This window comes from Bacillus sp. F19 (genome assembly GCA_023823795.1).
GTDB lineage: Bacteria > Bacillota > Bacilli > Bacillales > Bacillaceae > Bacillus_P.
The window spans coordinates 4,772,279-4,795,583 of the sequence record CP085710.1 but is presented as its reverse complement, the minus strand read 5'-3'; the positions used below and the strand labels follow the sequence as shown (position 1 = coordinate 4,795,583).

18 protein-coding genes are annotated in these 23,305 nt (G+C 39.0%); 16 read left to right on the top strand and 2 right to left on the bottom strand.

The window, feature by feature from the left end; translation table 11 throughout:
• Positions 1-2 precede the first annotated feature (2 nt).
• Complete coding sequence (locus tag LIT25_24640) at positions 3-611, bottom strand: DUF624 domain-containing protein (GenBank protein ID USK33651.1); 609 nt, start codon at positions 609-611, stop codon at positions 3-5.
• Between the two features lie 398 nt (positions 612-1,009).
• Here LIT25_24640 and LIT25_24635 point away from each other — a divergent pair, with 398 nt between their 5' ends.
• The 12 genes from LIT25_24635 (at position 1,010) to LIT25_24580 (ending at position 13,995) form a co-directional block, all read left to right on the top strand.
• Positions 1,010-1,921, top strand: coding sequence for an ABC transporter permease subunit (locus LIT25_24635; GenBank protein USK36401.1), 912 nt, complete (start codon positions 1,010-1,012; stop codon positions 1,919-1,921).
• Between the two features lie 16 nt (positions 1,922-1,937).
• On the top strand, positions 1,938-2,828 hold the full coding sequence (locus LIT25_24630) for a carbohydrate ABC transporter permease (protein USK33650.1): 891 nt from the start codon (positions 1,938-1,940) through the stop codon (positions 2,826-2,828).
• Positions 2,829-2,909: 81 nt separating this feature from the next.
• Positions 2,910-4,493, top strand: a complete 1,584-nt coding sequence (locus LIT25_24625) for an ABC transporter substrate-binding protein (protein USK33649.1) — start codon at positions 2,910-2,912, stop codon at positions 4,491-4,493.
• A 119-nt stretch (positions 4,494-4,612) separates the two neighbouring features.
• On the top strand, positions 4,613-5,470 hold the full coding sequence (locus LIT25_24620; GenBank protein ID USK33648.1) for a sugar phosphate isomerase/epimerase: 858 nt from the start codon (positions 4,613-4,615) through the stop codon (positions 5,468-5,470).
• 23 nt (positions 5,471-5,493) lie between these two features.
• Entirely contained in the window at positions 5,494-6,552 is a 1,059-nt protein-coding gene (locus tag LIT25_24615; GenBank protein ID USK33647.1) for a Gfo/Idh/MocA family oxidoreductase, read from the top strand.
• An 84-nt stretch (positions 6,553-6,636) separates the two neighbouring features.
• Complete coding sequence (locus LIT25_24610; protein USK33646.1) at positions 6,637-7,929, top strand: alpha-L-fucosidase; 1,293 nt, start codon at positions 6,637-6,639, stop codon at positions 7,927-7,929.
• Between the two features lie 142 nt (positions 7,930-8,071).
• Positions 8,072-9,421 carry a glycoside hydrolase family 125 protein gene (locus LIT25_24605; protein USK33645.1) on the top strand — a complete coding sequence of 450 codons (1,350 nt, stop codon included), beginning with the start codon at positions 8,072-8,074 and terminating at the stop codon, positions 9,419-9,421.
• Positions 9,411-9,722, top strand: coding sequence for an amidohydrolase family protein (locus tag LIT25_24600; protein ID USK36400.1), 312 nt, complete (start codon positions 9,411-9,413; stop codon positions 9,720-9,722). The genes LIT25_24605 and LIT25_24600 overlap by 11 nt, the downstream gene beginning before the upstream one ends.
• 309 nt (positions 9,723-10,031) lie before the next feature.
• Positions 10,032-10,484, top strand: coding sequence for a hypothetical protein (locus LIT25_24595; protein ID USK33644.1), 453 nt, complete (start codon positions 10,032-10,034; stop codon positions 10,482-10,484).
• A 163-nt stretch (positions 10,485-10,647) separates the two neighbouring features.
• Positions 10,648-11,169 (top strand): competence protein ComK, encoded by a 522-nt coding sequence (locus LIT25_24590; GenBank protein ID USK33643.1) that lies wholly within the window; start codon positions 10,648-10,650, stop codon positions 11,167-11,169.
• A 100-nt stretch (positions 11,170-11,269) separates the two neighbouring features.
• Positions 11,270-12,064, top strand: a complete 795-nt coding sequence (locus LIT25_24585; protein USK33642.1) for a metallophosphoesterase — start codon at positions 11,270-11,272, stop codon at positions 12,062-12,064.
• A gap of 143 nt (positions 12,065-12,207) precedes the next feature.
• A complete protein-coding gene (locus LIT25_24580) occupies positions 12,208-13,995 on the top strand; it encodes an SEC-C domain-containing protein (GenBank protein ID USK33641.1) in 1,788 nt (595 codons plus the stop codon).
• Positions 13,996-14,094: 99 nt separating this feature from the next.
• Here LIT25_24580 and LIT25_24575 read toward each other — a convergent pair whose 3' ends face one another.
• Positions 14,095-15,042 carry a LytR family transcriptional regulator gene (locus LIT25_24575; GenBank protein USK33640.1) on the bottom strand — a complete coding sequence of 316 codons (948 nt, stop codon included), beginning with the start codon at positions 15,040-15,042 and terminating at the stop codon, positions 14,095-14,097.
• A 235-nt stretch (positions 15,043-15,277) separates the two neighbouring features.
• Here LIT25_24575 and LIT25_24570 point away from each other — a divergent pair, with 235 nt between their 5' ends.
• From LIT25_24570 to LIT25_24555, 4 genes are all read left to right on the top strand, one after another.
• On the top strand, positions 15,278-19,627 hold the full coding sequence (locus tag LIT25_24570; GenBank protein ID USK33639.1) for a leucine-rich repeat domain-containing protein: 4,350 nt from the start codon (positions 15,278-15,280) through the stop codon (positions 19,625-19,627).
• Positions 19,628-19,769: 142 nt separating this feature from the next.
• Positions 19,770-21,086 carry a cell wall-binding repeat-containing protein gene (locus LIT25_24565; protein USK33638.1) on the top strand — a complete coding sequence of 439 codons (1,317 nt, stop codon included), beginning with the start codon at positions 19,770-19,772 and terminating at the stop codon, positions 21,084-21,086.
• A gap of 275 nt (positions 21,087-21,361) precedes the next feature.
• Positions 21,362-21,955 carry a hypothetical protein gene (locus LIT25_24560; GenBank protein ID USK33637.1) on the top strand — a complete coding sequence of 198 codons (594 nt, stop codon included), beginning with the start codon at positions 21,362-21,364 and terminating at the stop codon, positions 21,953-21,955.
• Positions 21,850-23,235 (top strand): cell wall-binding repeat-containing protein, encoded by a 1,386-nt coding sequence (locus LIT25_24555; protein ID USK33636.1) that lies wholly within the window; start codon positions 21,850-21,852, stop codon positions 23,233-23,235. Before LIT25_24560 ends, LIT25_24555 begins: the two co-directional genes overlap by 106 nt.
• The last annotated feature ends 70 nt before the right edge of the window (positions 23,236-23,305 follow it).

Sequence of the window (23,305 nt, the reverse complement as noted above, 5' to 3'; positions counted from 1 at the left end):
ATTCATTTTGTCTCCAATTTGTTAAAGGAATGCAGGGAAAACCACATTATTGGAAGAGTTACAACAGAGATCCCCATGAATAAAAAGATAATAGGGATATACAGCGAAAGGATATACGCTGTTACGATCCATAATAAAATGGCGATTACACACAATGGCTGTGCCAGTGATAGGATAAATGCCTGCTTAATATGCTGAAAGAATTTTAAATCATAGTGCACATAAACAGGAAAGAATAAGATCATGGTGCTGCTTAATAACAAACCAAACAGCAGAAGAGGTAAATGGATAAGAGCAGATTTAATAGTAAGTTCATTCAGCTGCAGATCAACCAGAAGTACAATGCTTAAACATAAAAAGATAAAGCCTGCTAAATTCGTCGTTTTAAAGCTTGATTTATAAACGGACAGGAAAAAAGGGAAGGTTTTCAACTCTGTCTCCCCTTGAAGCCACTTCCTAATGATTGAAAAGACAGCTGCAGATGAAGGCATAACCCCTAATACAATCCCTCCTGCTAAAGTAAAAATGATCCACAACAAATGCAGATACATAGCTTTTAATATCCACTCTGCCAGAGTGTAGAATTTTCCAATCAAAGTGTTAGACCCCATTAACTATCACCACCGTCCGAAATTATTTCTGATTAAGAAAGCGTTAACAAGATTGAAAATTCTAAATAAAATCTATCATAAGAATAACAATAAATCGCGGATTTTTAAATAGAGTCTTTGCGAAACCGGCATATGTAGAATTTAACGTTAATGTGTAAAAACTGTTATTTACTTGGATTTCCAGCGTTTTTAAGCGCTTACACAACAAAAATATATGACATATTTACCCCGTATTCAAAATTGTGAAAAAATTAAAACAGAAAGAAATACTGATAAAGGGAGGGGAATTCTTGGGTGTTCTTAAAGAGAAGAATGAGGGTGCATCTACTGAAACTTTAAAGCCTGCGAGTAAGATTATCAAGTTTAGAAAAAAGAAGGAAGATCAGGAGTTTAAAAGAATACAGCGAAAGAAAACCAAGAAAAATGTCAGACAGAATTGGCAATTGTATCTTTTTGTACTTCCTTTAGTAATGTACTTAATCCTTTTTCACTACATGCCAATGTATGGCATACAAATCGCATTTAAGGATTATTATCCAGTACAAGGTATTTGGGGGAGCCCTTGGGTAGGATTTGATCATTTCATGAGATTTTTTGAATCCTATTATTTCTGGGACCTGATTAAAAACACGGTCGAAATCAGCGTATATAGCCTGATTGTAGGCTTTCCCATCCCTATTATTCTAGCACTTGCCCTGAATGAAATACGTGATGGCATGTTTAAGAAAACCGTTCAAACCGTCACATACGCACCCCATTTCATTTCTATTGTTATTATGTCTGGGATGATTATTACATTTTTATCTCCAACAACAGGAATGATTAATAATCTTATCGTGATGCTGGGGATGGAACCTATTCCGTTTCTGACAGATCCTAAATGGTTTTCGACTGTTTATGTACTGTCGGGAATTTGGCAAAACGCCGGTTGGGGAACCATTATCTATTTAGCGGCATTAGCCGGCGTTGACCAGCAGCTGCACGAAGCAGCCATTGTAGATGGTGCATCAAGGTGGCAAAGGATTTGGAATATCAATATTCCTGCTCTTGTTCCAACAATGGTTATTCTGTTTATTCTGGATACAGGAAGCTTATTATCAGTCGGGTTTGAAAAAGTGCTGCTTCTGCAAAATCCTTTGAATATGGAAGCATCTGATATCATATCTACCTTTGTCTACCGTGTCGGTCTTTTAGAAGGTCAATATAGCTTCGGTGCTGCGGTCGGATTATTCAATTCCGTCATTAATGCAGCCTTGCTTATAATTGTTAACCAAATTGCTCGGAAAAAATCGGAGACGAGCTTATGGTAAAAAGAGGGGTGTTGGAATGATTAAAGATACAGCTGCTGACAGATTTTTTAAGCTTTTATGCTACTTCTATCTATCACTGGCACTTATCATCGTATTGTATCCGCTAATCTACATTATCAGTGCATCTGTTAGTGATCCGAAATTTGTGAACTCAGGGGAGATGTGGCTTTTCCCTATCAACCTAACATTTGAAGGATATGAACGTGTCTTCCAAAACGAGCAAATCTGGCTTGGCTATAAAAATACCATTATCTACACAGCAGTAGGAACAGCAGTTAATCTGATGGTGACAATCCCTGCAGCCTATGCGTTAGCAAGGAAAGATTTTGTTGGCCGAGGCTTTATCATGGGAATGATGCTTGTCACTATGTTTGTCAGCGGAGGACTCATTCCAACTTATATTATTGTGAAAAACCTTGGGTTAATGGATTCTATGTGGGCTTTAATCCTTCCTGGTGCAGCTTCAGTCTGGAATATTATTGTTTGCCGCACTTTTTTCCAAACGTCAATCCCAAATGAATTGGAAGAAGCGGCAAAAATCGATGGATGCAGCAACTTCAATTTGTTTCTCAAGGTTATTCTTCCACTATCAGCTCCTATCATTGCTGTAATGGCCTTATTTTACGGAGTAGGACATTGGAATAGTTATTTCGGAGCGCTTATTTACTTGAGAGATCAGGATTTATATCCTTTACAATTGGTTTTAAGACAAATCCTTGTCTTACAGGAAATGAGTGCAGATATTATGTCTGGGGCGACTGCTGAGGCGTTGCAGCGAAAAGCTGAAATTGCGGATATTGTGAAATATGCCGTCATCATTGTAGCAACTTTGCCGATTATCATCATCTATCCGTTTATGCAGCGTTTCTTTGTCAAAGGTGTGATGATTGGTTCTGTTAAAGGATAATGGCCTGCTTTTTTTGGAGGCAGTATTTTAAAGACTAAGGTTAGCATTTATTACTATCAAATTATTATGAGGGGGATTACTGTGAAAAAAAGATTAGCTTTACCAATGATTTCAATTCTATTGGCAGGTATGTTCTCTGCATGTTCAAACAATCAGGAAGCAAGTTCTGAAAAAAGCAAAAGTGCAGAGATTAACAGCGAAGGTTTTCCGATTGTTGATGAGAAAGTTACATTATCTATGTTTGGCCCCAATGTTGGCAAAGCGAAGTGGGAAGATATGAAGTATTTTAAAATGATGGAGAAGAAAACTAATATTAATTTTGAGTTTGATACGCCTCCTAATGATAGTTTTGAAACACAAAAGAATCTCTTATTTGCCAGTAATGAACTTCCTGATCTATTTTATGGCGCTTCCTTGACGAACAGTGAAATTATAAAATACAGCGAACAGGGACTGTTAGTTCCATTAGATGACTTAATTGAAAAGTATGCTCCAAATATACAAGCGATGTTTAAAGAGTATCCGGACGTAAAGAAAAGTATAACTGCCCTGGATGGTCATATTTATGCTCTGCCGACTGTAGATAGAACCTTGCAGTGGAATATTCATCCTATGTGGTATAATGGCTCATTTTTAAAAGCTTTAAATGTGAAAGAACTGCCTAAAACAAGTGATGAATTGTACGACTTATTAGTACGAATTAAAACAGAAGACCCTAATGGAAATGGAAAACAAGATGAAATTCCGCTAACTGCAGCTGAGATGTGGGATATTAATCAATGGTTTATGGGATTCTTTGGTGTTGTGTCTATAGGCGTAGGCACCTATGACGGCAAAGTGAAGTATGGAGCAGCTCAGCCAGGGTTTAAGAATTATCTCGAATATATGAATAAGCTTTATAAAGAAGAGTTACTGGATAATGAAGTATTCTCTCAGTCTTGGGACCAAAAGGGGGCAAAAGGAAAAGCTAATCGCGTCGGATTGTTTGCAAACTGGGCGCCTGGAGATTTTCTTGGTATGCCAAATGATGCAACAAACCCTATGATGCAGCCTGTTACCGGCAAGGGTGCCGATAAACCTGTTATTGCCATTAGCCCCGGACAAAGTGTCGGACAGTTTGCCATTACCAATGTCAATAAAAACCCTGAAGCTTCTATGCGCTGGGTGGACTATTCTTATTCCAAGGAAGGGAACGAGTTCCTGAGCATTCTGGATGAAGGAGATATTTGGGAATGGGCAGATAAGGATAAGAATCTAAGAAGACTAATACCTCGTGAAGATGGAACATCGATTGAAGATTACAAAGGAACTTTAACACCAAACTATGGGATAAATGTTCCTACATGGGCTCATTTAGACTCTCCAATTGTATACGAAGGAAATGCATATGATCCATTTGTTGTGGCTGAAACAAAAAATAAAATCAAACCAGTTGGACGAGTAGCAATGCCGCAGGTTTTTCTAACTCCTGAGGAGCTAAAAGAAGTTGCTGCTATCAATGCTGATCTTGAAGCTTATGTAGAGCAAATGGAAGCTAAGTTTATCACAGGTCAAGAGCCAATTTCGAAGTGGAACGAATACATCAAAACCATTGATAAAATGGGCGTGGATAAATTGGTTAAAATCTATCAGAAAGCATACGACCGATATACAGAAGAGAAATAAAAGGTCTGGCTTCATTCCCATTCATTAAGGGGATGAAGCCTTACTATTAATTTGTTTACATAAAATATACTTGATTTCAATTGTTTCTTAATTCCCATTCATACTACTGAAGGATATCTATGAAACTAGGTGTAAGTTCTTACAGTTTTTATTCCGCACTTCGATCAGGAAATATGAGCATTTTAGATGCGATTGATTGGCTTAAAGACCATGGCGGAGAACATATCGAAATCGTCCCCATTGGTTTTACGCTAAGTGATAATAGCTCACTGATTAACGATATTGTAGAAAAAGCAAAAGAGGCAGGGATTGAGATTTCTAATTATGCGGTAGGCGCCAATTTCGTTGACAAAGATGAAGCTCAATTTAATCAAGAATTAGAACAGCTGAAAATGCAGGTTGACATAGCACATGCACTTGGAGTAAAGCGAATGCGCCATGATATTGCATCAAGAGAAAAAGAACATACTTCTATTGAACAGTTTGTGTGTGATTTGCCGATTATCATCAAGGTTTGTCGAGAAATTGCTGACTATGCTGCTCAATATGGAATTATTACCAGCATCGAAAATCATGGTTTTTATGTTCAGCATGCAGACCGGATTAGACAGATTGTTCACTCGGTTGATAGAAAAAACTTTAGAACAACTCTCGATATTGGTAATTTTCTATGTGTGGATGAAGATCCATTATCTGCAGTAAAACGCACCATTCCTTTAGCATCAATGGTCCATTTTAAAGATTTTTATACTCGTCCGCATACTCAATTCCCGGGAGAAGGATTCTTCGAGACAACTGCTGGAAACTTTTTAAGAGGTGCAATTGTAGGGCAAGGTGATGTGGATATTACAGGAATTATACAAGTTCTCAAATCCTTTGGATATGACGGGTACATTTCACTTGAATTTGAAGGCATGGAAGATTGCCTCAAAGCTATTGAAATTGGTTTGAACAATATCAAAAGGTTATGGAAGTAGATTTTAAATCGGAGGGATTATCAATGAGGAAACTTAAAGTAGGGGTTATTGGTGCGGGTTCAATTGCAGAAATGCATTTACGCAGCTTTTCAATGCATGAGCGTGCAGAACTTTACGCTGTCTGCGATCTAAACGAAGAAAGAGCAAAAACAACAGCAGATAAATACAATGCAGAAAAATACTTTACGGACTATACAAAATTATTAGAAGACAGAGAAATTCAAGCTGTCAGTATATGCACATGGAATAATACACATGCCGAAATTGCCATTGCAGCGTTGAATGCTGGAAAACATGTTTTAGTAGAAAAACCATTAACCACAAGTGTTGAAAAAGCTCTTGAAATTGAAGATGCAGTCAAAAAAAGCGGGAAAATTCTTCAAGTCGGATTTGTAAGGCGGTTTGCAAGCAATACCCAAATTTTAAAAACGTTTATTGATGCTGGAGAGCTCGGCGAGATTTATTATGCAAAAGCTTCAAGTATTCGCCGTTTGGGAAATCCAGGCGGATGGTTTTCTGATAAGGAGCGTTCCGGCGGTGGTCCACTGATAGATATTGGTGTCCACGTAATAGATTTATGCTGGTATTTAATGGGCCGCCCAAAGGTCAAATCTATTTCAGGCAACACTTATCATTTATTAGGAAATCGTTCAAATGTTAAGAATCTCTCTTTTTATAAAGCTGCAGATTATGACGCTTCAAAAAATAATGTAGAAGATATGGCAAATGCTCTGATTCGCTTTGAAAATGGGGCTACTCTTTTTGTAGATGCAAGCTTCACCCTGCATGCAAAAAAAGATGAGACAACAATAAAAATTTATGGGGATAAAGGCGGAGCAGAAATAGAGCCTTCCTTAGAAATTGTATCTGAGAAAAACAATACGATCCTTAATATTACGCCTCAAATCAATCATGCAACCTTTAACTTTACAGAAGCTTTTCATTCAGAGATCGATCATTTTGTTGAATGCTTACTTGAAAATAAAGAGCCGATTAGTCCGGTACAGGATGGAGTAGAGATAATGAAGATTCTTTGCGGAATCTATGAATCCAGTGAAAAATGCATAGAGGTAACCTTTTAACCATCTGATTATGAGAGATGACATAAATCAGGAGGTTCATCCTGCCTGCTGTCATTGTATTTGGAATAAGAAGGAGTTGAGTTTATGACGAAGCGCGTATATGACTGGCCAAATCATTACGGAGATATTCAGTGGTTTATAGAGGATCGATTTGGTCTTTTTATTCATTGGGGATTGTATGCATTGCCTGCAAGACATGAATGGGTGATGACGAAAGAGAAAATTCACTCAGATCAATACAAAAAATATATGGATCGATTTAATCCCGATCTTTTTAACGCGAGGGAATGGGCAAAAAATGCAAAAAAGACAGGCATAAAATATGCTGTTCTCACAACAAAACACCATGAAGGATTTGCCATGTGGGACTCACATGCAACGGACTATAAAGTTACAAATACACCCTATGGAAAAGATGTTGTAAGAGAGTTTGCAGATGCATTCAGAGCGGAAGGAATAAAAATAGGATTCTATCATTCCCTCATCGACTGGCATCACCCTGAGTTTACGATTGATGGCTTGCATTCACTCCGTGAAAACGAAGAAGAAAAGGCTAAAAAAAGAGAGTTTGACAAGTATGTAAAATTTCTGCATCAACAAGTTCATGAATTGTTAACGTCTTATGGGGAAATCGATTATCTATGGTTTGATTTTTCCTATCCGGACAGGGACTGGGACTGGTCCAAAGGCAAAGGGGCAAAAGATTGGAAGGCTGAAGAGCTGGAAGCATTAATTCTTAAACTGCAGCCGCATATCATTTTAAATAATCGGCTGGATCTGAATCGTGGTGTTTATACACCCGAGCAATATCAGCCAAAACGGTCCATAAAAAAAGACGGCTTAGATATCGTGTGGGAAGCCTGTCAAACCTTGAATGGTAGCTGGGGATATGACCGGGATGAACTTCATTGGAAGTCGCCGGAAATGGTCATTAAAATGCTAATCGATACTGTATCTAAAAATGGAAATCTTTTATTGAATATCGGTCCAAATGCCAGAGGAGAATGGGATTTAAAATCAATGGAAATTATGGAAGGAATTTCGGAATGGATGAAGTATCATGATTCATCCATATATGGTGCTGGAGAAAGTGAGTTTCCCACTCCTCCAGATTGCCGATTAACTCAAAAAGATCAAACTATTTATCTTCATATTTTTTCTTGGCCATTCAGGACAATTCATCTAAGCGAACTAGCAGGAAAAATAGAATATGTTCAATTTTTACATGATCATTCCGAAGTGAAATTCTATGAATATATGGAGTCTGATATACACCACCATAACGTGCCGGTAGTTGAAGCTGGTGAAGTTGTTCTTGAAATCCCAGTTATTAAGCCCAATGTTATAGTCCCAGTTATTGAAATCAAATTAAAATAACTGCTCTTCATTAAAATATGCCAAGTTCTTATTACCCGAAGTAATGGAATTGAAGAAAAAATAGAAAGTTTCAATCCATTGCTGAGGAAAAGGTAAGACCCTGTGAAATTATCACACTAGGGTGCAAGGGAGGGAAACATTTATGAAAAATAAAGTCATTCCAGCATCACTAAACAGATTAATTGCACTTGTTAAAGAAACGTTTCCTGAGGATGCAAAACTGCAAACGATGTTTGAACAATGCTTTGTTAATACGTATGAAACAACTCTAAAGCCTCAGAAAGATGGAACAACATTTGTCATCACCGGTGATATTCCTGCTATGTGGCTTCGTGACTCGGCAGCACAGGTGCGCCCGTATCTAATGGCAGCAGAAGAAGACGAAAATATTGCTGAGATGATCAAAGGGGTGATTATGCGTCAATTGCAGTTCATTAATATAGATCCTTACGCCAATGCCTTTAACGAATCTGCAAATGGAAAAGGGTATCAGACTGATCAAACAGAAATGCTTCCCGAAATTTGGGAGAGAAAATATGAAATTGATTCCCTCTGCTATCCTATTCAGCTCTCTTACCTATTTTGGAAGTCTACAGGCAGAGTGGATCACTTTGATCATTTATTTGTAGAAGCATTGAAAAAGATTATAAATGTATGGACGGCAGAACAGGATCATGAAAATAACTCCCCGTATTCATTTATAAGGGAGACCAGCCGTTATTATGACACACTAATCCGTGATGGAAAGGGATCGAAAACAGCGAAGACGGGAATGACTTGGAGTGGCTTCAGGCCAAGTGATGACGCTTGTTTATACGGATTTTTGGTACCGTCAAATATGTTTGCTGCTGTTGTATTAAATTACGCTGCAGAGATATGTGGCGAAGTAATAAAGGATATGGAGCTGAAGCAGGCATGTAAGCAGCTTGCTGATGAAATTAACACAGGGATTGAAAAGTATGCTGTCTTTAATCATCCAGTATTTGATTCTATTTATGCTTATGAAACAGATGGGCTCGGGCGATTTAACCTTATGGATGATGCGAATGTTCCAAGTTTATTATCTATCCCCTATCTTGGTTACTCAGATTTTAGGGACGAAACTTATTTAAATACGCGCAGCTATATACTGAGTCGGGAAAATCCCTATTACTACGAAGGGCTGAAGGCTAGAGGAATTGGAAGCCCTCATACTCCTGGACAGTATGTCTGGCCTATTGCATTGTCCATTCAAGGGATGACTGCTGTTTCACATGAAGAAAAGCTGAGGATTCTTAAGATCATGACTTCCACAGATGGAAATACGGGTTTTATGCACGAAGGTTTTCATGCAGATATGCCTGAAAAGTATACGAGAGAATGGTTTTCTTGGTCCAATTCTATGTTCAGCGAATTTGTTCTTAGTCTTTGTGGAAAAGTGGTAAAAGGGAGTCCGTTACATCTTTCTATCAATAATAAAGAAAATTATACAATTGATCTATTTGAATTATAAAAATGAGACTGGCATTTCATTACTCGCGGAAAGGGAGAATACTTATGTGAAGATATCAGGACTAGTGACAGAAGCCGATTGGAACGAATGGAAAGAGAAAGATTTCAAAGTGTATTTAGATGTTGTGTTTGATGCCTTTGGGCCTGAAAGAATAATGGTTGGATCTGATTGGCCGGTATGCACTCTTAGTAAAGATTATGCTGCTACAATTGATATTGTAGTAAATTATGTAAAACAGTATGCTTCTAAATATGAACCGCACATATTTGGAAGAAATTGCGGAAAGTTTTATTCAATTTAAAATTCAGATATAAAAATAATGAAATAACCTTCTCTTTATTAAACGTGAAACAAAAGTGAATTAGATTTCTGAAAAATTCACTATAACTATTTATTATAATGGACTGCTATCTTCTAAATAATTGACACCTGTTCAAAGCCTGCGTTTAGGGCAGGGTTAAGGGTCAGTGTTGCCATGAGCTTATGAGAAGTAAAACGGTTTAGTGTGACCTTTCACTCGAAAGGTCTTTTTTTATTTTACAAACCTTTTCGTATTATCCTTAAAACTCCCTCATACACTTTCTAAGACATGCTTAAAAGGGTGATTATCATGCGAAGGCGTAAACCTTTCCCTCTTATTCCAATCGTAATGATCGGAGCTGTGATTCTCCTGCTGATCGGGCTGTTTCATTTATTCACGCCATCTGCGCCGAAAAAGGCTGTGCAGCTCTTTTATACAGCTGAACAGACTGGAAATTTTGGTGGCGCCTGGGATCTGTTTCACCCATTGATGCAGGATCGTTTTACAAAAAATGCTTATGTGACAGAGCGGTCTCATATCTATATGAGCCATTACGGGGTGACGACGTTTTCTTTTGAAATTTTAAAGCAGAAGAAGGTTCGAAGGTGGAGGATGGCAAAAGGAGCGCCTGTGTTTAATGAGGCGCGCCTCATTAAAGTCAGGCAGACTTTTAAAAGTAAGTTCGGAACATTTGATGTTCTTCAGGATGTATATGCAGTGAAGGATAAGGAAGATTGGAAGATTGTGTGGGAATATGAGTGAGGCCTCTAGATTGGAGGTCTCTTTGTTTGTTTTAATCTAGTGTAAATGTAATGTTTAGTTCTAGTTAAATTTTCCTAGTTTTTGTTTCTTTCACGGAATTTTTCTGTAAAATAATGTTGTGGAAAATTTTTCATGATAAAAACAGAAGATTGAGGTGGAGAGAATGCTGATGAAAGAAAGCTATGGAGTTTGGAGAGAAACAATGGTTTTGAAACCGATGTACACGGAAAATGGGGAGTTGTGGTCTGTTGTTCATGAGCTGTACAGAAAGCTGATTGTGAAGATGTCACCTAGAGAAATTATTAATCTCAGCTGTGTGCATGCCGGGGCCTCTTATCAGGGGATGGTTGATGCAGCGAAGCTTATTTTGCCGGGCAAAAAAATGCTCCCGGTCTGTTTATCGCCGGGCTACAGGATATGTATGCTTCCGACTTTATCACCAGACAGTGAAGAGTGTTTGTGGGTCTCCTATCATCATGTGAAGCGGGCTTTTGAGAAAAACAATAGAACATTTATTGAATGCAGAAATAGAGAGGAAATTGAGATTCATGGAAGTGTCGAAAGCTTTTTGGCCAAATCCGGACATGCCCAGCAGCTCGTACTGACTTATTTGGACCGTCAAGAAGAGATGTGGGAACTATCTTCATGTATAGCTGAGTCATATGAGGGGTATGAAGTTTATTAACAGAAAGCAGCCAAGTTCCTTTGGGAATTTGGCTGCTTTTTATACTAAATCCTTCTTGTCTTTAGTAAAATAGAACAAATAGAAAAAAATGGGGTATATCATGGCTGAATTATTGATTGGTCTTATCGGATGTGCGGGGCTGTTCTATTTATTTTTTATATTGCCGACACAATGGCTGAAAGTGGAACATATTGATGTTCCTCTTGGAATTGATAAAAAGATCCTGCAGTTATCAGATCTTCATATTGAAAGAAATCGGATTCACCCTGAAAAAATGAAAGCATTGCTTCAAAAGGAAAAACCTGATTATGTGTTTATTACTGGTGATTTTACGGCTAGAGAAAAGCATATTCCGCGCATTAAACCTTACTTAGATGTATTCAATGAATATGGGATTGAAGTGTATGCGGTACTTGGCAATCACGACTATCGGACTTTTCAGCTGAGTTTGCGGCTGCGGTCATGGCTCGAAGAAAACCAAGTAAAGGTTCTTGTAAATGAATCGATTGAACTTACAGACTTTACTTTGATAGGGTTGGATTTTTATAGAGAAGATGAGCTCGGATTGACTAAAGCATTTTCAAATGTAAGAGGGGATAAGCCGAATGTTGTTCTATGTCATGATCCAAATGATATAGCTGAAGTTGCAGATCCATTTGATTTAATGCTTTCCGGCCACTTGCATGGAAAGCAATTCAATGTTCCATTCTTCTTTACATTTATCTCAAAGGGAGAGCTAGCGAGGCGAGGGATTTACCAAGGCTTCCATAAGATTAAAGGGTCTTATCTTTATATTTCAAAAGGAATTGGACAGGCGCATTGGAATTATCGGTTTGGGGTGAGGAGTGAGGTGACGGTTCTTACTTTAAATAGGGAGAAAAATGATTCATATTAAAATCGTACAAAACCGCAGACCTGTTGTTTGCAGTTTTTCATATTGAAATGGTTTTAATTTTGCGTGATTTCTTGCGTACATTGAATTCTGCTCGATTTACTGGCACAATAGACAAGGGAATTAGTAATAAAAGGAGTTAAAAAATGGATATCGGACGCAACGACCCGTGCCATTGCGGCAGCGGGAAAAAATATAAGAAATGCTGTATGAAGAAAGAAACTTCGCTTGAGGCTATCCGCCATGAGGAGCTTGAGAAGCTTCAGGTCGAATTGATGGAATTTGCTTCTGCAAATTTTTCAAGGCAAATGGATGAAGCAGTTAAAGAAAAAATGGGTAAGCTTGATCGTGATGAGCATCAAAATGTATATGGTGCTCTATTAGTATGGGCTGTCTTTTCCGTCTCATTTGTTCACGGGCGGGTGATTGAGGCCTTTGTTCAGAAGAAGCAGAAAGAAGAAGTAAGACCGTCGACTATGTCTCAGCTTGAACAATGGACAGAAGCTGCACCGTCCTTTTCTGTTATTGAAAACATCCTGGATGACGAGTGGTTTACTGTAAGAGACATTTTTTCTAATGAAGAAAAGAAAGTGAAAGTAACACAGGGAGCATCCTCTTTTGAAGAGGGCGGTCTGCTTCTTGGCTATCTGCTTCCATATGGGGAGTACCACTCTTATTATTTGATGCAGCTTGAGTTTGAGAAAAATCAAACAGCACACAATACGGAGCTGACATTAGATTTATTTAAGGAAAGTGAATTCATCGATCCGAAAGCATTTATGGAAGATAACTACCCAGAGATGATTATTTCCATGCTGACAGTGCCTGTAGAGAAGAAAGCTGAGTCAGAAAAAGAGCTTGTCTGGGATAATATGAACTATGAGCTCTCAGTCCGTTTATTAGAAGAAAAACTGACTGCAGGAGATTATCTTGAGGACATTGAATCACTGAAAGTAAGGAAGCTTGCAGTACAGCTTATGCACTCTTATTTCCACCGGTTGAATCCAACTATTAAGAAACATGAAATTTATGCAGCTGCTATGCATTATTTCATCGAAAAACACATTCATAAGACGGGACTGACTCAGAAGGCACTTGCTGAGATGTATGGAGTAAGCGCAAGCTCCCTTTCTAAGCTGTATCGGGAGATAAAAGGTGAGATGGAGCAGAATTTGCAGGATCTTCAACATGAAACATCTTCACATCATGCTTCTGCTCGCGATCAAGCACATAAATTGATTTTTCAGGCCATGGAAAGTGATCCGGCGAAGAGATTAAAGCTTGCCGAAGAAGCTATTAAAATTTATCCTTACCACCCTGATGCATACAATATTCTGGGGGAAGCCGAGCGGGACTTCAAGAAACAGCTGCAATTCTTCAAAAAGGGAATGGAAGCTGGAGAAACAGATCTTGGTAAGGACTATTTTATACAGAACAAAGGGATGTTCTGGGGTCTCACTGAAACTAGACCTTATATGCGGGCGAAATTTAATTATGCAGTGCTTGAAGCTGCAGCGGGAAACTTGGAAATAGCCATTAAGCAATGTGAGGAATTGCTTGCCCTCGATGAAAATGATAACCAGGGAGTACGCAACACACTCTTTGTCATGTATATGGATTTAGGAATGTACAAGCAGGCTGAAAAATTGATGGAGAAGTATGATGAAAGTCATATGGCATCAGGAGCTTACAATCGAGTTTTACTAGAATTTGCTCTAAATGGAGTCACTTCTATTTTAAAGCAGCTTGTCAATAAGGCGAGAGAGATTAATCCATTTGTTTTTGATTATCTGACAGGCAAGAAAAGGCTTCCTGCTCCACCTGATTTCTTTGGAATTGGAGATCAAAATGAAGCCGTTCAATATGTTTATGAGAATGAATATATTTGGTTGAAAAATCCTAAGCTGATTGAATGGGTGAAGATCAACAGCTGATTATATTGTAAAGGCGAAGGCAGATAAATCTTCGTCTTTTTTTCTATCATCTTTTCTTCATAAAAAAGAGCGAATTTCATATGAAATTCGCTCTTTCCATTAATTAGAAGATGCCGTGCTGGGTTCAAGCTCCAAATGCTCTTTCAGCTGATTGGATAATCCGATTCGTTCTTCTTCAGGCACAATATAATAATAAACTCCGCCAATCATATCGCCTTTTCCTTTTACCTGATGCTGTTCCATTGAATTACGGGCTTCTTTATAATTTTCTTGAATGCTCCACATTTCGTTCATGTCCAAGTTCGTTTTCACGTTATTTTCAACAACTTTGAACATCTCCCCAAACTTTGTTAGAGAAGAAATGTTAGCTCCCTTAGAGATAACTGCCTGTATGACCTGACGCTGGCGATCTTGGCGTCCAAAGTCACCGCGCGGGTCTTCATAACGCATTCTTGTGTATTTAAGGGCACTCTCACCATCTAATGAAATAGTGCCTTTGTTGAAAGTTTCACCTTCATAAGTAAAATCAAGCGTGTTATTAACATCTACACCGCCGACTGCATCTACAATATCTTTAAAGCTTTCCATGTTGACCTTCACAAAATAATCAACAGGCACGTCAAGGAAGTTCTCAACGGTATTAATGGCCATTTCAGTGCCGCCGAAAGCATAAGCATGGTTGATTTTATCTTCTTTGCCTTTTCCGATGATTTCCGTTCGTGTATCACGAGGTATGCTGACCATGTTCATGGATTTTTTATTCGGATTGACTGTTAATAGAATTAATGAATCAGAGCGTCCGCGGTCTCCTTTTCTTTCATCAACACCTAATAGAAGCACAGAAATAGGGTCTTTCTCTTTAAAAGCCACAGCTTCAGGACGTTTTTCAGATACATCCCTTCCAATATCCTCTTGAATTTTCGCAACAGTATCTGATGCAGTTTTATACAAATAAAAGGCATAGCCTCCAGTACCCAGCACGAGCAATCCAATGATGCTGAGCACAATCCAAAGCCATTTGCGCTTTTTGTTTCGGTTCTCTCTCATAGTACCATCCTTTAATTGAATTAATAGCCTATACACATTATATTTTTACCGAATCATGGAAACAATACTTTTTTTTGTAATAATAAGAGATATCTTACAATGAGACGTTGTTCATGAGCGGAAAGTTTCATGAATTTGTAGATTTTTGTCTATAGAATAAAATATACAAGCGATTTTTTCAAAACTATAATAGGTTTATATGTTTATAAGAAACTAGGGGGATTACAAAATTACTATGAAAAGAATGCTGTCGGTTTTTATGATTTTATCTTTGCTTATTACCATGGCATTGCCTTATACGGCGGCAGCTGAAGCAGGGACGCTAATTGGGTTTCATTCGTATAAAAACACAGGGAAAGGGATTCAGTTATTGTGGACAGCCACATCGGTGACTGTTGAACCTGAAACATTTGTCCTGAAGAAAAATGATCAGGAGAATGGGATTGAAGCCAAGCTTGTAGATGAACTGAAAAATAGAGATGGTTCAACTGCGAGAACATACGAATACATTGATGAAGACGTAAAGGAAAACGAAACGTATACCTATCTTGTAAAGCTCGCTGGGGACGAATCCGTTCAGACAGATGCTATTACTGTTGTGTACAAAAAAGGCATTGATGACAGCGGAACTCCTGTTAACCCGGGTGAACCTGTTGTGATCGATGATAAATTTATCTTAAATGCAAGAGCTGAAGGCACATCTATTATCGTGTCCTGGCCAAAATACAATGTCACTGAAAAAGTGGAATATCAATTGTTTCAGGACGGGAAATTTGTTCAAAGCTTCAGTGAGGCGGGCGAATACGTCTCTATGGATCTAGCGCCTGACACAACCTACGCATTCACAATGAAAGTGATAGCAGGAGACAAGCTTCTCGATACGAAAGAAACAAGTGCTCAAACAGAAGAAGCGCAAAAACCAAATTACACAGTGTTCTTTTACCAAGTAAATGATTCATCGTTTGAAGCAAGCTGGTTTTTAGACGGCGCTGTTTCTTATGATGTGTATCTGGACGGAAAATTAATGGCAGAGAAAACAAATGAAACAGAAAATATCTTCACTGATTTGAAGGCAGCCACTGAATATGAGGTAAAAGCGGCCGCATTCGATAAAGATAGAAAGATGATCAGCGAAGCAGCAGTTAAAGGGAAAACGAAGGAAGCGGCTAAAGGTAAAACGATTGAGTTTAAGGATAAAAACCTAAAGCTTGCCGTACAGGAGCAGCTTCGGATTCAAAGGGATGTCACGGAAAGTGATTTAGAGAAACTGACTTATTTAAATGCTTCTCCATATGAAATTCAGGATTTGTCCGGACTCGAATATGCAGTGAATTTGCAGCATTTAGAACTTGCAGGAAACAGATTGAATAGTTTTGAGGCGTTAAAATCATTTACCAAGCTCGGGTACCTGGATTTATCGATGTCTGGTGCATCTGATTTTTCACCGCTTAATTCGTTAACGAACTTACACAGTCTGCTGCTTGCAGACACAAGCTTCAAGGATCTTAAACACATTCAGAAGCTGACGAATTTAAAGCTTTTGGATTTAAGCTGGACAGGCGTTAAAGATGTGTCTGTTTTAGAATCATTTCATCAGCTTGAGGAAATCAATCTGTCTTATACAGATGTTAAGAGTATTAAAGGGATGGCTAACCTTCCATCTCTGCAAAAGGTCATTATTTATGGATCTTGCTATATCGATATCCTTGATGAGACCGGCCTTTTTAGAGACTCGGTGGAATTTGTATATGACGACAGCCTGAACATGTATATCACTCAAGTTAAGCCGGGAGATCTTAACACAGCTATTGAATGGGAGTATGATGGCGAGGGGCGCCTTGCTGCTTATGAAGTGACTATCAATGGAAAAAAAGAAAAAATAGAAACAAGCAAAAAGTCTTACAGCTACGTTGCATCAGGCTTGAATCCTGATACTCAGTATTCTTTCTCCGTACAGGCTTTCAGTAAGGAAGGGAAGCTGCTCGGTTTTACGAACGGCATGTTCTCTACCTTAAAAACTCCGTCTGGGGAAAAAGTGATTTTTGCAGATGCTAATCTTAAAAAAGCTATGAAAGAGTACTTTGGCTTTAAACGGGACATCGTAGAGAGCGATATGGAGCATCTGACAGAGCTTGACCTGACGGGTGCCGGGATTCGTGATTTATCTGGCCTGGAAACAGCCAAGAATCTTCAAATGCTTGGCTTATCAGGAAATGATCTTAAAAACCTTAAACCAATTGAAAGCCTGACAGGAATTACCTTCCTTCTTTTGGACGGAAACCGTCTGCAGGATTTTTCATCCATAAAGAAATGGCCGAACCTGCAGTATTTAGACCTTTCTGATACAGGGATTAAAGATCTCTCTGTCCTTGCTTCACTGAAAGAGCTGAGCGCACTTAGTCTTGCTTATAATGGATTGGATGATCTTACTGAACTGCCTGCGCTTGAGCAATTAGGCTCTCTTTATATAGGAGGCAATGATCTTTCCTCCCTTAACGGGATTGAAAGATTAACAGGATTAACCGAACTCAGTCTGAGCGAAAATGAATCGATTACAGGAATTGAAGAGCTGACTGCTTTAAAAGATCTGCAATACCTGGATCTTTCGTTAACATCGATAGAAAGCATAAAGCCATTGCTTGCGCTTGATGATTTGGTTATGGTTTTCTTAATGGAAATAGAAACGCTTGATCTAACAGATGGATCAGAGTCTTTGGATGTCATCACACAGCTCAGGGATAAAGGTGTTAATGTTGAGTATGAGTATTATGAGGAAGAAGAGTTTTGGATTTATGCTTCAAGAGCAACGGAAGACTCACTTGAAATCTCATGGGATTACTTTGGGGAAGAAGAACTGGATCATTACAAAGTCCTAGTCAATGGTGAAGGAATAGCAGATAAAGTAGACGGCTATGAGTACAGTTATTGGATCAGAGGTCTTGCTCCAGACACTTCCTATCATATAGAAGTTCAGGCTTATGATTCAGAGGGACAGCTGCTGTTCAGTGCTGAAACAACTGAAACAACAGAGAAATCCCCTGAAGGTCCTGTTGTTCAATTTAATGATGACAAATTAAGAGACATGATTAAAGAACAGCTTGGCTTAAGCCGGGATATTCGCGCCAGTGATATGGAGCGTCTTCAGGATTTATTCCTTGCAGATATGGATATTAAAGATTTAACTGGCTTGGAATATGCCTCAAACCTAATGTATGTCTATATTTTTAACAATGAGTCTGAACTGGATTTATCCCCTCTTAGCGGGCTATCCATTTTCGATTTATCGATCGAAAACACAAAACTGAAAAGCTATGAAAAGATTGCAGAAATGGAAAACCTGGTTTCCCTCTCTATTAGAAATAACCAGCTTAAAGATCTTTCGTTTTTAAAGGGATCAGAACAGCTTGCTTATCTTGATCTTTCTCATAATAAGATCAAGAACCTTTCCGCTTTTTCTAATCTGGATGAGTTAGAAGAGTTAGTGCTGCATGATAATCAGATTGAACATTTAGGAGATGCTGATTTAGAAGGGCTTATCTCTCTGGAAATGTCCAAAAATCCATTGAAAGATTTAACTGGATTAGAAAGATTTGAGTCACTGGAAGTTGTCACATTGGAAAGAACAGAGTTAACAAATATTGATGAGCTGTTGGATCTTGATGCCTTGAGCCTGGTCTCACTCTACGGAATCAATACGCTTGATCTGTCCGCAGGATCTGATGCTGACCTTGTCGTTCAGGAATTGAGAGAGAGAGGCGTAACAGTTCAGATTGACATTACGAATTATCCTGAGATCCATATTGAAGATGTGACTCAGCATACCATTTCTTTCTCGTGGGATAAAATGTTTGAAGGATCAGAAGGATCTTATACGGTAATCGTCGATGGAGTATATACAGGAGAAGAAAAGCCTTTGCCTGCATCAAAAACATCATACAAGTTAACCGATTTAGAGCCTGGTACAACATATCTCATTGAAGTTTATGGTGAAACAGAAGAGTTTGGAAATCTCGCGTCGATCGAAGTAACGACTCTGCCAGAAGACGAAGAAGGGATGAAGCAGGCTGAGCTTTATCTGATAAATGAGGCAGAACAGCCGGTTGGCGAAGCCGAGTTTATGATAGCCGGAATTGATGAAAACAATGAAGACGCTGTATATGAAGGCTACTCTGATGAGAATGGCCAGCTGATTGATGACCTTCAGGCAGCTGAAGGGAAATTCAATCTGAAAGTCGGTGTCTACAGCCTCTTTGTTTACAGTGAAAGCGTCGAATACGAATATGAATTTGAAATTGAAGAAGAGCAAGACTATTTGAAAAATCCGCTGCAGTTTGTTTTAGGATCTGAAAAACCTGAGACAGGTGAGACACCGGAGACTGGTGAAGAAACTCCAGATAAAGAAGAGCAGCCAGAAAAAGAAAACGCGAATCAGCCAATTTTGCCTGAGAAAGCAAAACCAGCTTCTGGCATCAGGGAGAATGAACTTCCGAAGACAGCAACAACAATGTATCAGTCAGTCTTTTTTGGAACAATCCTCATGATGGCGGGTGCTGCCTTATATGCAGCGCGTCGAAAAAAGGCGTAAATAGTAAGCAATAGGCAGCGGAAACGCTGTCTTTTTGTTGTCTATCATCGAATGAGGCAACGATTTGTAACATACTTGTAAACTGTCTGACTATTAAACTGTTATATAATATGAAAGGGTAAAAACATCATAGGAGAATGGTATGAAGCGAATAACTATTACAATGTTGAGCTGTCTCAGTCTTTTGATGATTCTTTTGATCTCTCAGCCGGAACAGGCAGAAGCAGGGACAACAAGCAGAATCTATGGTCAGGATCGTTATAAAACGTCAGCAGAGGTTTCAAAGAAGACCTTTCCGAACGGTACATCCAATGTCATTATTGCAGTCGGAAACAACTTCCCTGATGCTTTAGCAGGAGGACCGCTTGCTTACAAGCTTAATGCGCCAATCCTTTTAACGGGAAAAGACGCAATGCCTGCAGCAATTACTAATGAAATTACAAGATTACATGCTAAAAATGCATACATACTCGGCGGTGAAAGTGCAGTTTCTGCAGCAGTAGCCGGCAAACTCGAAGCAATGGGCCTGACTGTACAGCGTATATCCGGCTCCGATCGCTACGAAACATCTGTAGCTATTGCTAAAAAATTAGGATCTACAACTAAAAAAGCATTCATTGCAAACGGAAGCAATTTTCCAGATAGTCTTTCAGCATCTGCGGTTGCTGCGAGGCAGGGCTCACCCATCCTGCTGGTAAAGAATACAGGCGTCCCAGTGTCAGTGAAAAACTACGTAAAGGGTTTTACTAAATCATATGTAATCGGCGGAACAGGCGTTATTGCATCGGGCACAGCTTCGCAGCTTCCGTACCCTGAGCGAATTGCAGGAGCGAACCGCTATGACACATCAGCAAAGGTAGCCGCTAAGTTTGCAAGCTTCTCTGCGTCGCGTGCCTTACTTGTGTCTGGTAAGACGTATGCTGATGCATTAACAGGTTCTATCTATGCAGCAAAGCAAAACATTCCAATGCTTCTTACAAATCAATCAACCCTTCCAGCTGAAATTGGAAAATTAATCGATGCTAAAAATGTACAGACCGTCACCGTGATCGGCGGATCGGGTGCAATCAGCGACAGTGTGCTTACCTCGATTTATTTTCCAGTAGACAAGCTTATTGAAACGGCAAAATCCCTCCAAGGCGTGCCTTACAAATACGGCGGCACAACAACTTCAGGGTTTGACTGCAGCGGGTATACACAATATGTTTTTGACAAGCATGGAGTGGATCTTCCAAGAACTACGGTTGATCAATGGAGTGAGGCAACAGTAGTAGCCGTTCCGGAAAAAGGCGATCTTGTATTCTTTGAAACGTATAAAGCAGGCCCGTCGCATGTAGGAATATTCATCGGCAATAATGAGTTTATTCATGCAAGTTCTTCAAAAGGCGTAACGATTTCCACAATGGATAACGTATACTTTGAACCGCGTTACTTAGGAGTGAAGAGCGTCATTAATTAAGCGGTGAGCAAGACTCACCGCTTTTTTATGAAAACAGTAAAATTTTGATAAATGAATGATAAATTTCCTTATCCTTGTTTGCAGGGAGAATCTATCATCTCTATGGTAGAAAGTAGAATAGTGGCAGAATCCTTAACAAATTACTTTGTGAAAACCGTGGAATAGATCCTATTAAAAGGGATCTATTTTTTTAATCTTATTTTGGAAACTAATGCCAAACCTGTCGGGTTATATGTTAAGATTTTACTAGAATCTACATTTTGGAGGCAAAGTGCATGTATCTAAAAAAAATCACTCTTTTCATGTTTATGTCTTTTGTTTTTGTTTTCCTGCTGCCGTCACTGTCACAGGCAAGCACGCCTGATTTTAATAGCGTGCAGCAAAAAGTCAGCCAAAAGTGCAAGTATAATCCGCAAACAGAATACGGGAAGTTCATCCCTTATCAAACAGGAAACTGTCTTTTGACGAATGTTGCCCTGGAGCTTGAAGTTCCTGCGGAAATTGTAAAGGCAGTTGCGACTAAAGAAAGCATAGACTGGCAGCAATTTAAAAACGGAGAACCTATTCTATCTGGCGATGGCGGTATTGGTATCATGCAGATAACGGTATACCCTGCAGCAGATGAAGAAAATTTGAAAAAGAATGCGATTTTTAATATCTACTCTGGGGTTAAGAGATTAAAAGACTACCTGACTGTACCTGTCGGCTCCAATCAATCTGCACCTCTCGTGCAAAAGGACGATCCAAGTACATATCTGGAAAGATGGTATTTCTCTGCGGAATCAAACCCGAGAACAGTCCCCTCGCAATATGTGAAGGGAATGGAGAAAGAAATTCTGGAGCTTATCAGGAAGAACTATATGAACTGATTAAGACTGATATAGGCAAAGGAATACAGGAAATCAATACTAAGATTGCTTTAATTGATATGTTGCCTGCAGATTTCACTTATACTTGTGAATCTAGTGAAAATATTACTTTCAATAAAACAGATTTTAAACTGAATGCTCAAATGACAGAAACAAAGCATCTTTTTAATAAAAACGATACTCTTATCACGTTTAACGAAGATGCCGCAGAGCCGAAGATTCGTCAGGGCGCAACTGGGTCTTCTCCTGTAGTTAAAGCAGGAAAAGGGATTGCTGTAAAACCCACTGGGGAATTTGTTTATGACAGCAGTGCCGGTTCATCTAACCATTTCGTCTGGTATCCAGTTCAGGTGAAAGATTCACAAACCAAAGGATATGTGGCATCCAGTTATTTAAAGCGTATTTTAACAAGATTGGAAGGCGAGAGCCGCTATCATACAGCTGCAGAAATCTCTAAAGAGGGCTGGAAGCAGTCCGATACAGTGGTTCTTGCGACTGGAAGAGATTTTCCCGATGCGTTATCAGGAACGCCTTTAGCTGCAAAATATCATGCACCTCTTCTTTTAGTAGACGGCAAATCTAATACCATTCAATCAAAGAATAATCTTCCGGCTAAACTGGAAATCACAAGATTAGGAGCCAAAAAGGTCATTATTCTAGGCGGAAATGGAGCAATACCTTTAGAGATAGAAGGCGAGCTTCGGGGATTAGGTTTATCAGTTACCCGTATTTCGGGATCTAATCGATTTGAAACTTCAGCTAAAATTGCAGAAAGCCTGCCATCCGCTACAGCTATTGTTGCCACAGGAAGAAATTTCCCTGATGCTATATCTGTTGCGGCTTATGCATCTAAAAAAGGCTACCCAATTCTGCTCAGCGAAGTGGATACTATCCCTGAAAAGATTAAAAAGTCATTAACAACAATATCTAAGACAGTCGTAATCGGAGGGGAAAATGCCATTTCAGCTAAAGTATTTAATGAGCTGAAAAGCAAAAATCCAATAAGAATCAGCGGGAAAAATCGTTACGAAACAAGCATACAAGTTGCCCAGCAATTAAAACTGGGGCAAAACGAAATCTTCACAGCAAGAGGGGATCAATTCCCTGATGCTCTCTCGGGAGCGGTCCTCGCATCAAAGAATAATGCATCCGTTTTACTTGTAAATGATACATCATCAAAAACTTTAATCGACAAGTATCAAGCAGCTACTATTCTTGGCGGTCAGGGAGCAGTAAATGCTGACATCGAAAATGAAATGATCAACCTATTAAAAAATTAAACTCTGCTGCTAGATTTAGACTGTCAGGTTCTCATCTGACAGTCTTTCTGCATTTTATAAAGAATTTCGT

Coding starts and splice junctions, on each gene's coding strand:
- LIT25_24630 (USK33650.1), top strand. CDS start 1,938: ATGATTAAAGATACAGCTGCTGACAGATTTTTTAAGCTTTTATGCTAC.
- LIT25_24580 (USK33641.1), top strand. CDS start 12,208: ATGGATATCGGACGCAACGACCCGTGCCATTGCGGCAGCGGGAAAAAA.
- LIT25_24620 (USK33648.1), top strand. CDS start 4,613: ATGAAACTAGGTGTAAGTTCTTACAGTTTTTATTCCGCACTTCGATCA.
- LIT25_24555 (USK33636.1), top strand. CDS start 21,850: ATGGTATTTCTCTGCGGAATCAAACCCGAGAACAGTCCCCTCGCAATA.
- LIT25_24610 (USK33646.1), top strand. CDS start 6,637: ATGACGAAGCGCGTATATGACTGGCCAAATCATTACGGAGATATTCAG.
- LIT25_24575 (USK33640.1), bottom strand. CDS start 15,042: ATGAGAGAGAACCGAAACAAAAAGCGCAAATGGCTTTGGATTGTGCTC.
- LIT25_24560 (USK33637.1), top strand. CDS start 21,362: ATGTATCTAAAAAAAATCACTCTTTTCATGTTTATGTCTTTTGTTTTT.
- LIT25_24615 (USK33647.1), top strand. CDS start 5,494: ATGAGGAAACTTAAAGTAGGGGTTATTGGTGCGGGTTCAATTGCAGAA.
- LIT25_24595 (USK33644.1), top strand. CDS start 10,032: ATGCGAAGGCGTAAACCTTTCCCTCTTATTCCAATCGTAATGATCGGA.
- LIT25_24585 (USK33642.1), top strand. CDS start 11,270: ATGGCTGAATTATTGATTGGTCTTATCGGATGTGCGGGGCTGTTCTAT.
- LIT25_24605 (USK33645.1), top strand. CDS start 8,072: ATGAAAAATAAAGTCATTCCAGCATCACTAAACAGATTAATTGCACTT.
- LIT25_24565 (USK33638.1), top strand. CDS start 19,770: ATGAAGCGAATAACTATTACAATGTTGAGCTGTCTCAGTCTTTTGATG.
- LIT25_24640 (USK33651.1), bottom strand. CDS start 611: ATGGGGTCTAACACTTTGATTGGAAAATTCTACACTCTGGCAGAGTGG.
- LIT25_24590 (USK33643.1), top strand. CDS start 10,648: ATGCTGATGAAAGAAAGCTATGGAGTTTGGAGAGAAACAATGGTTTTG.
- LIT25_24570 (USK33639.1), top strand. CDS start 15,278: ATGAAAAGAATGCTGTCGGTTTTTATGATTTTATCTTTGCTTATTACC.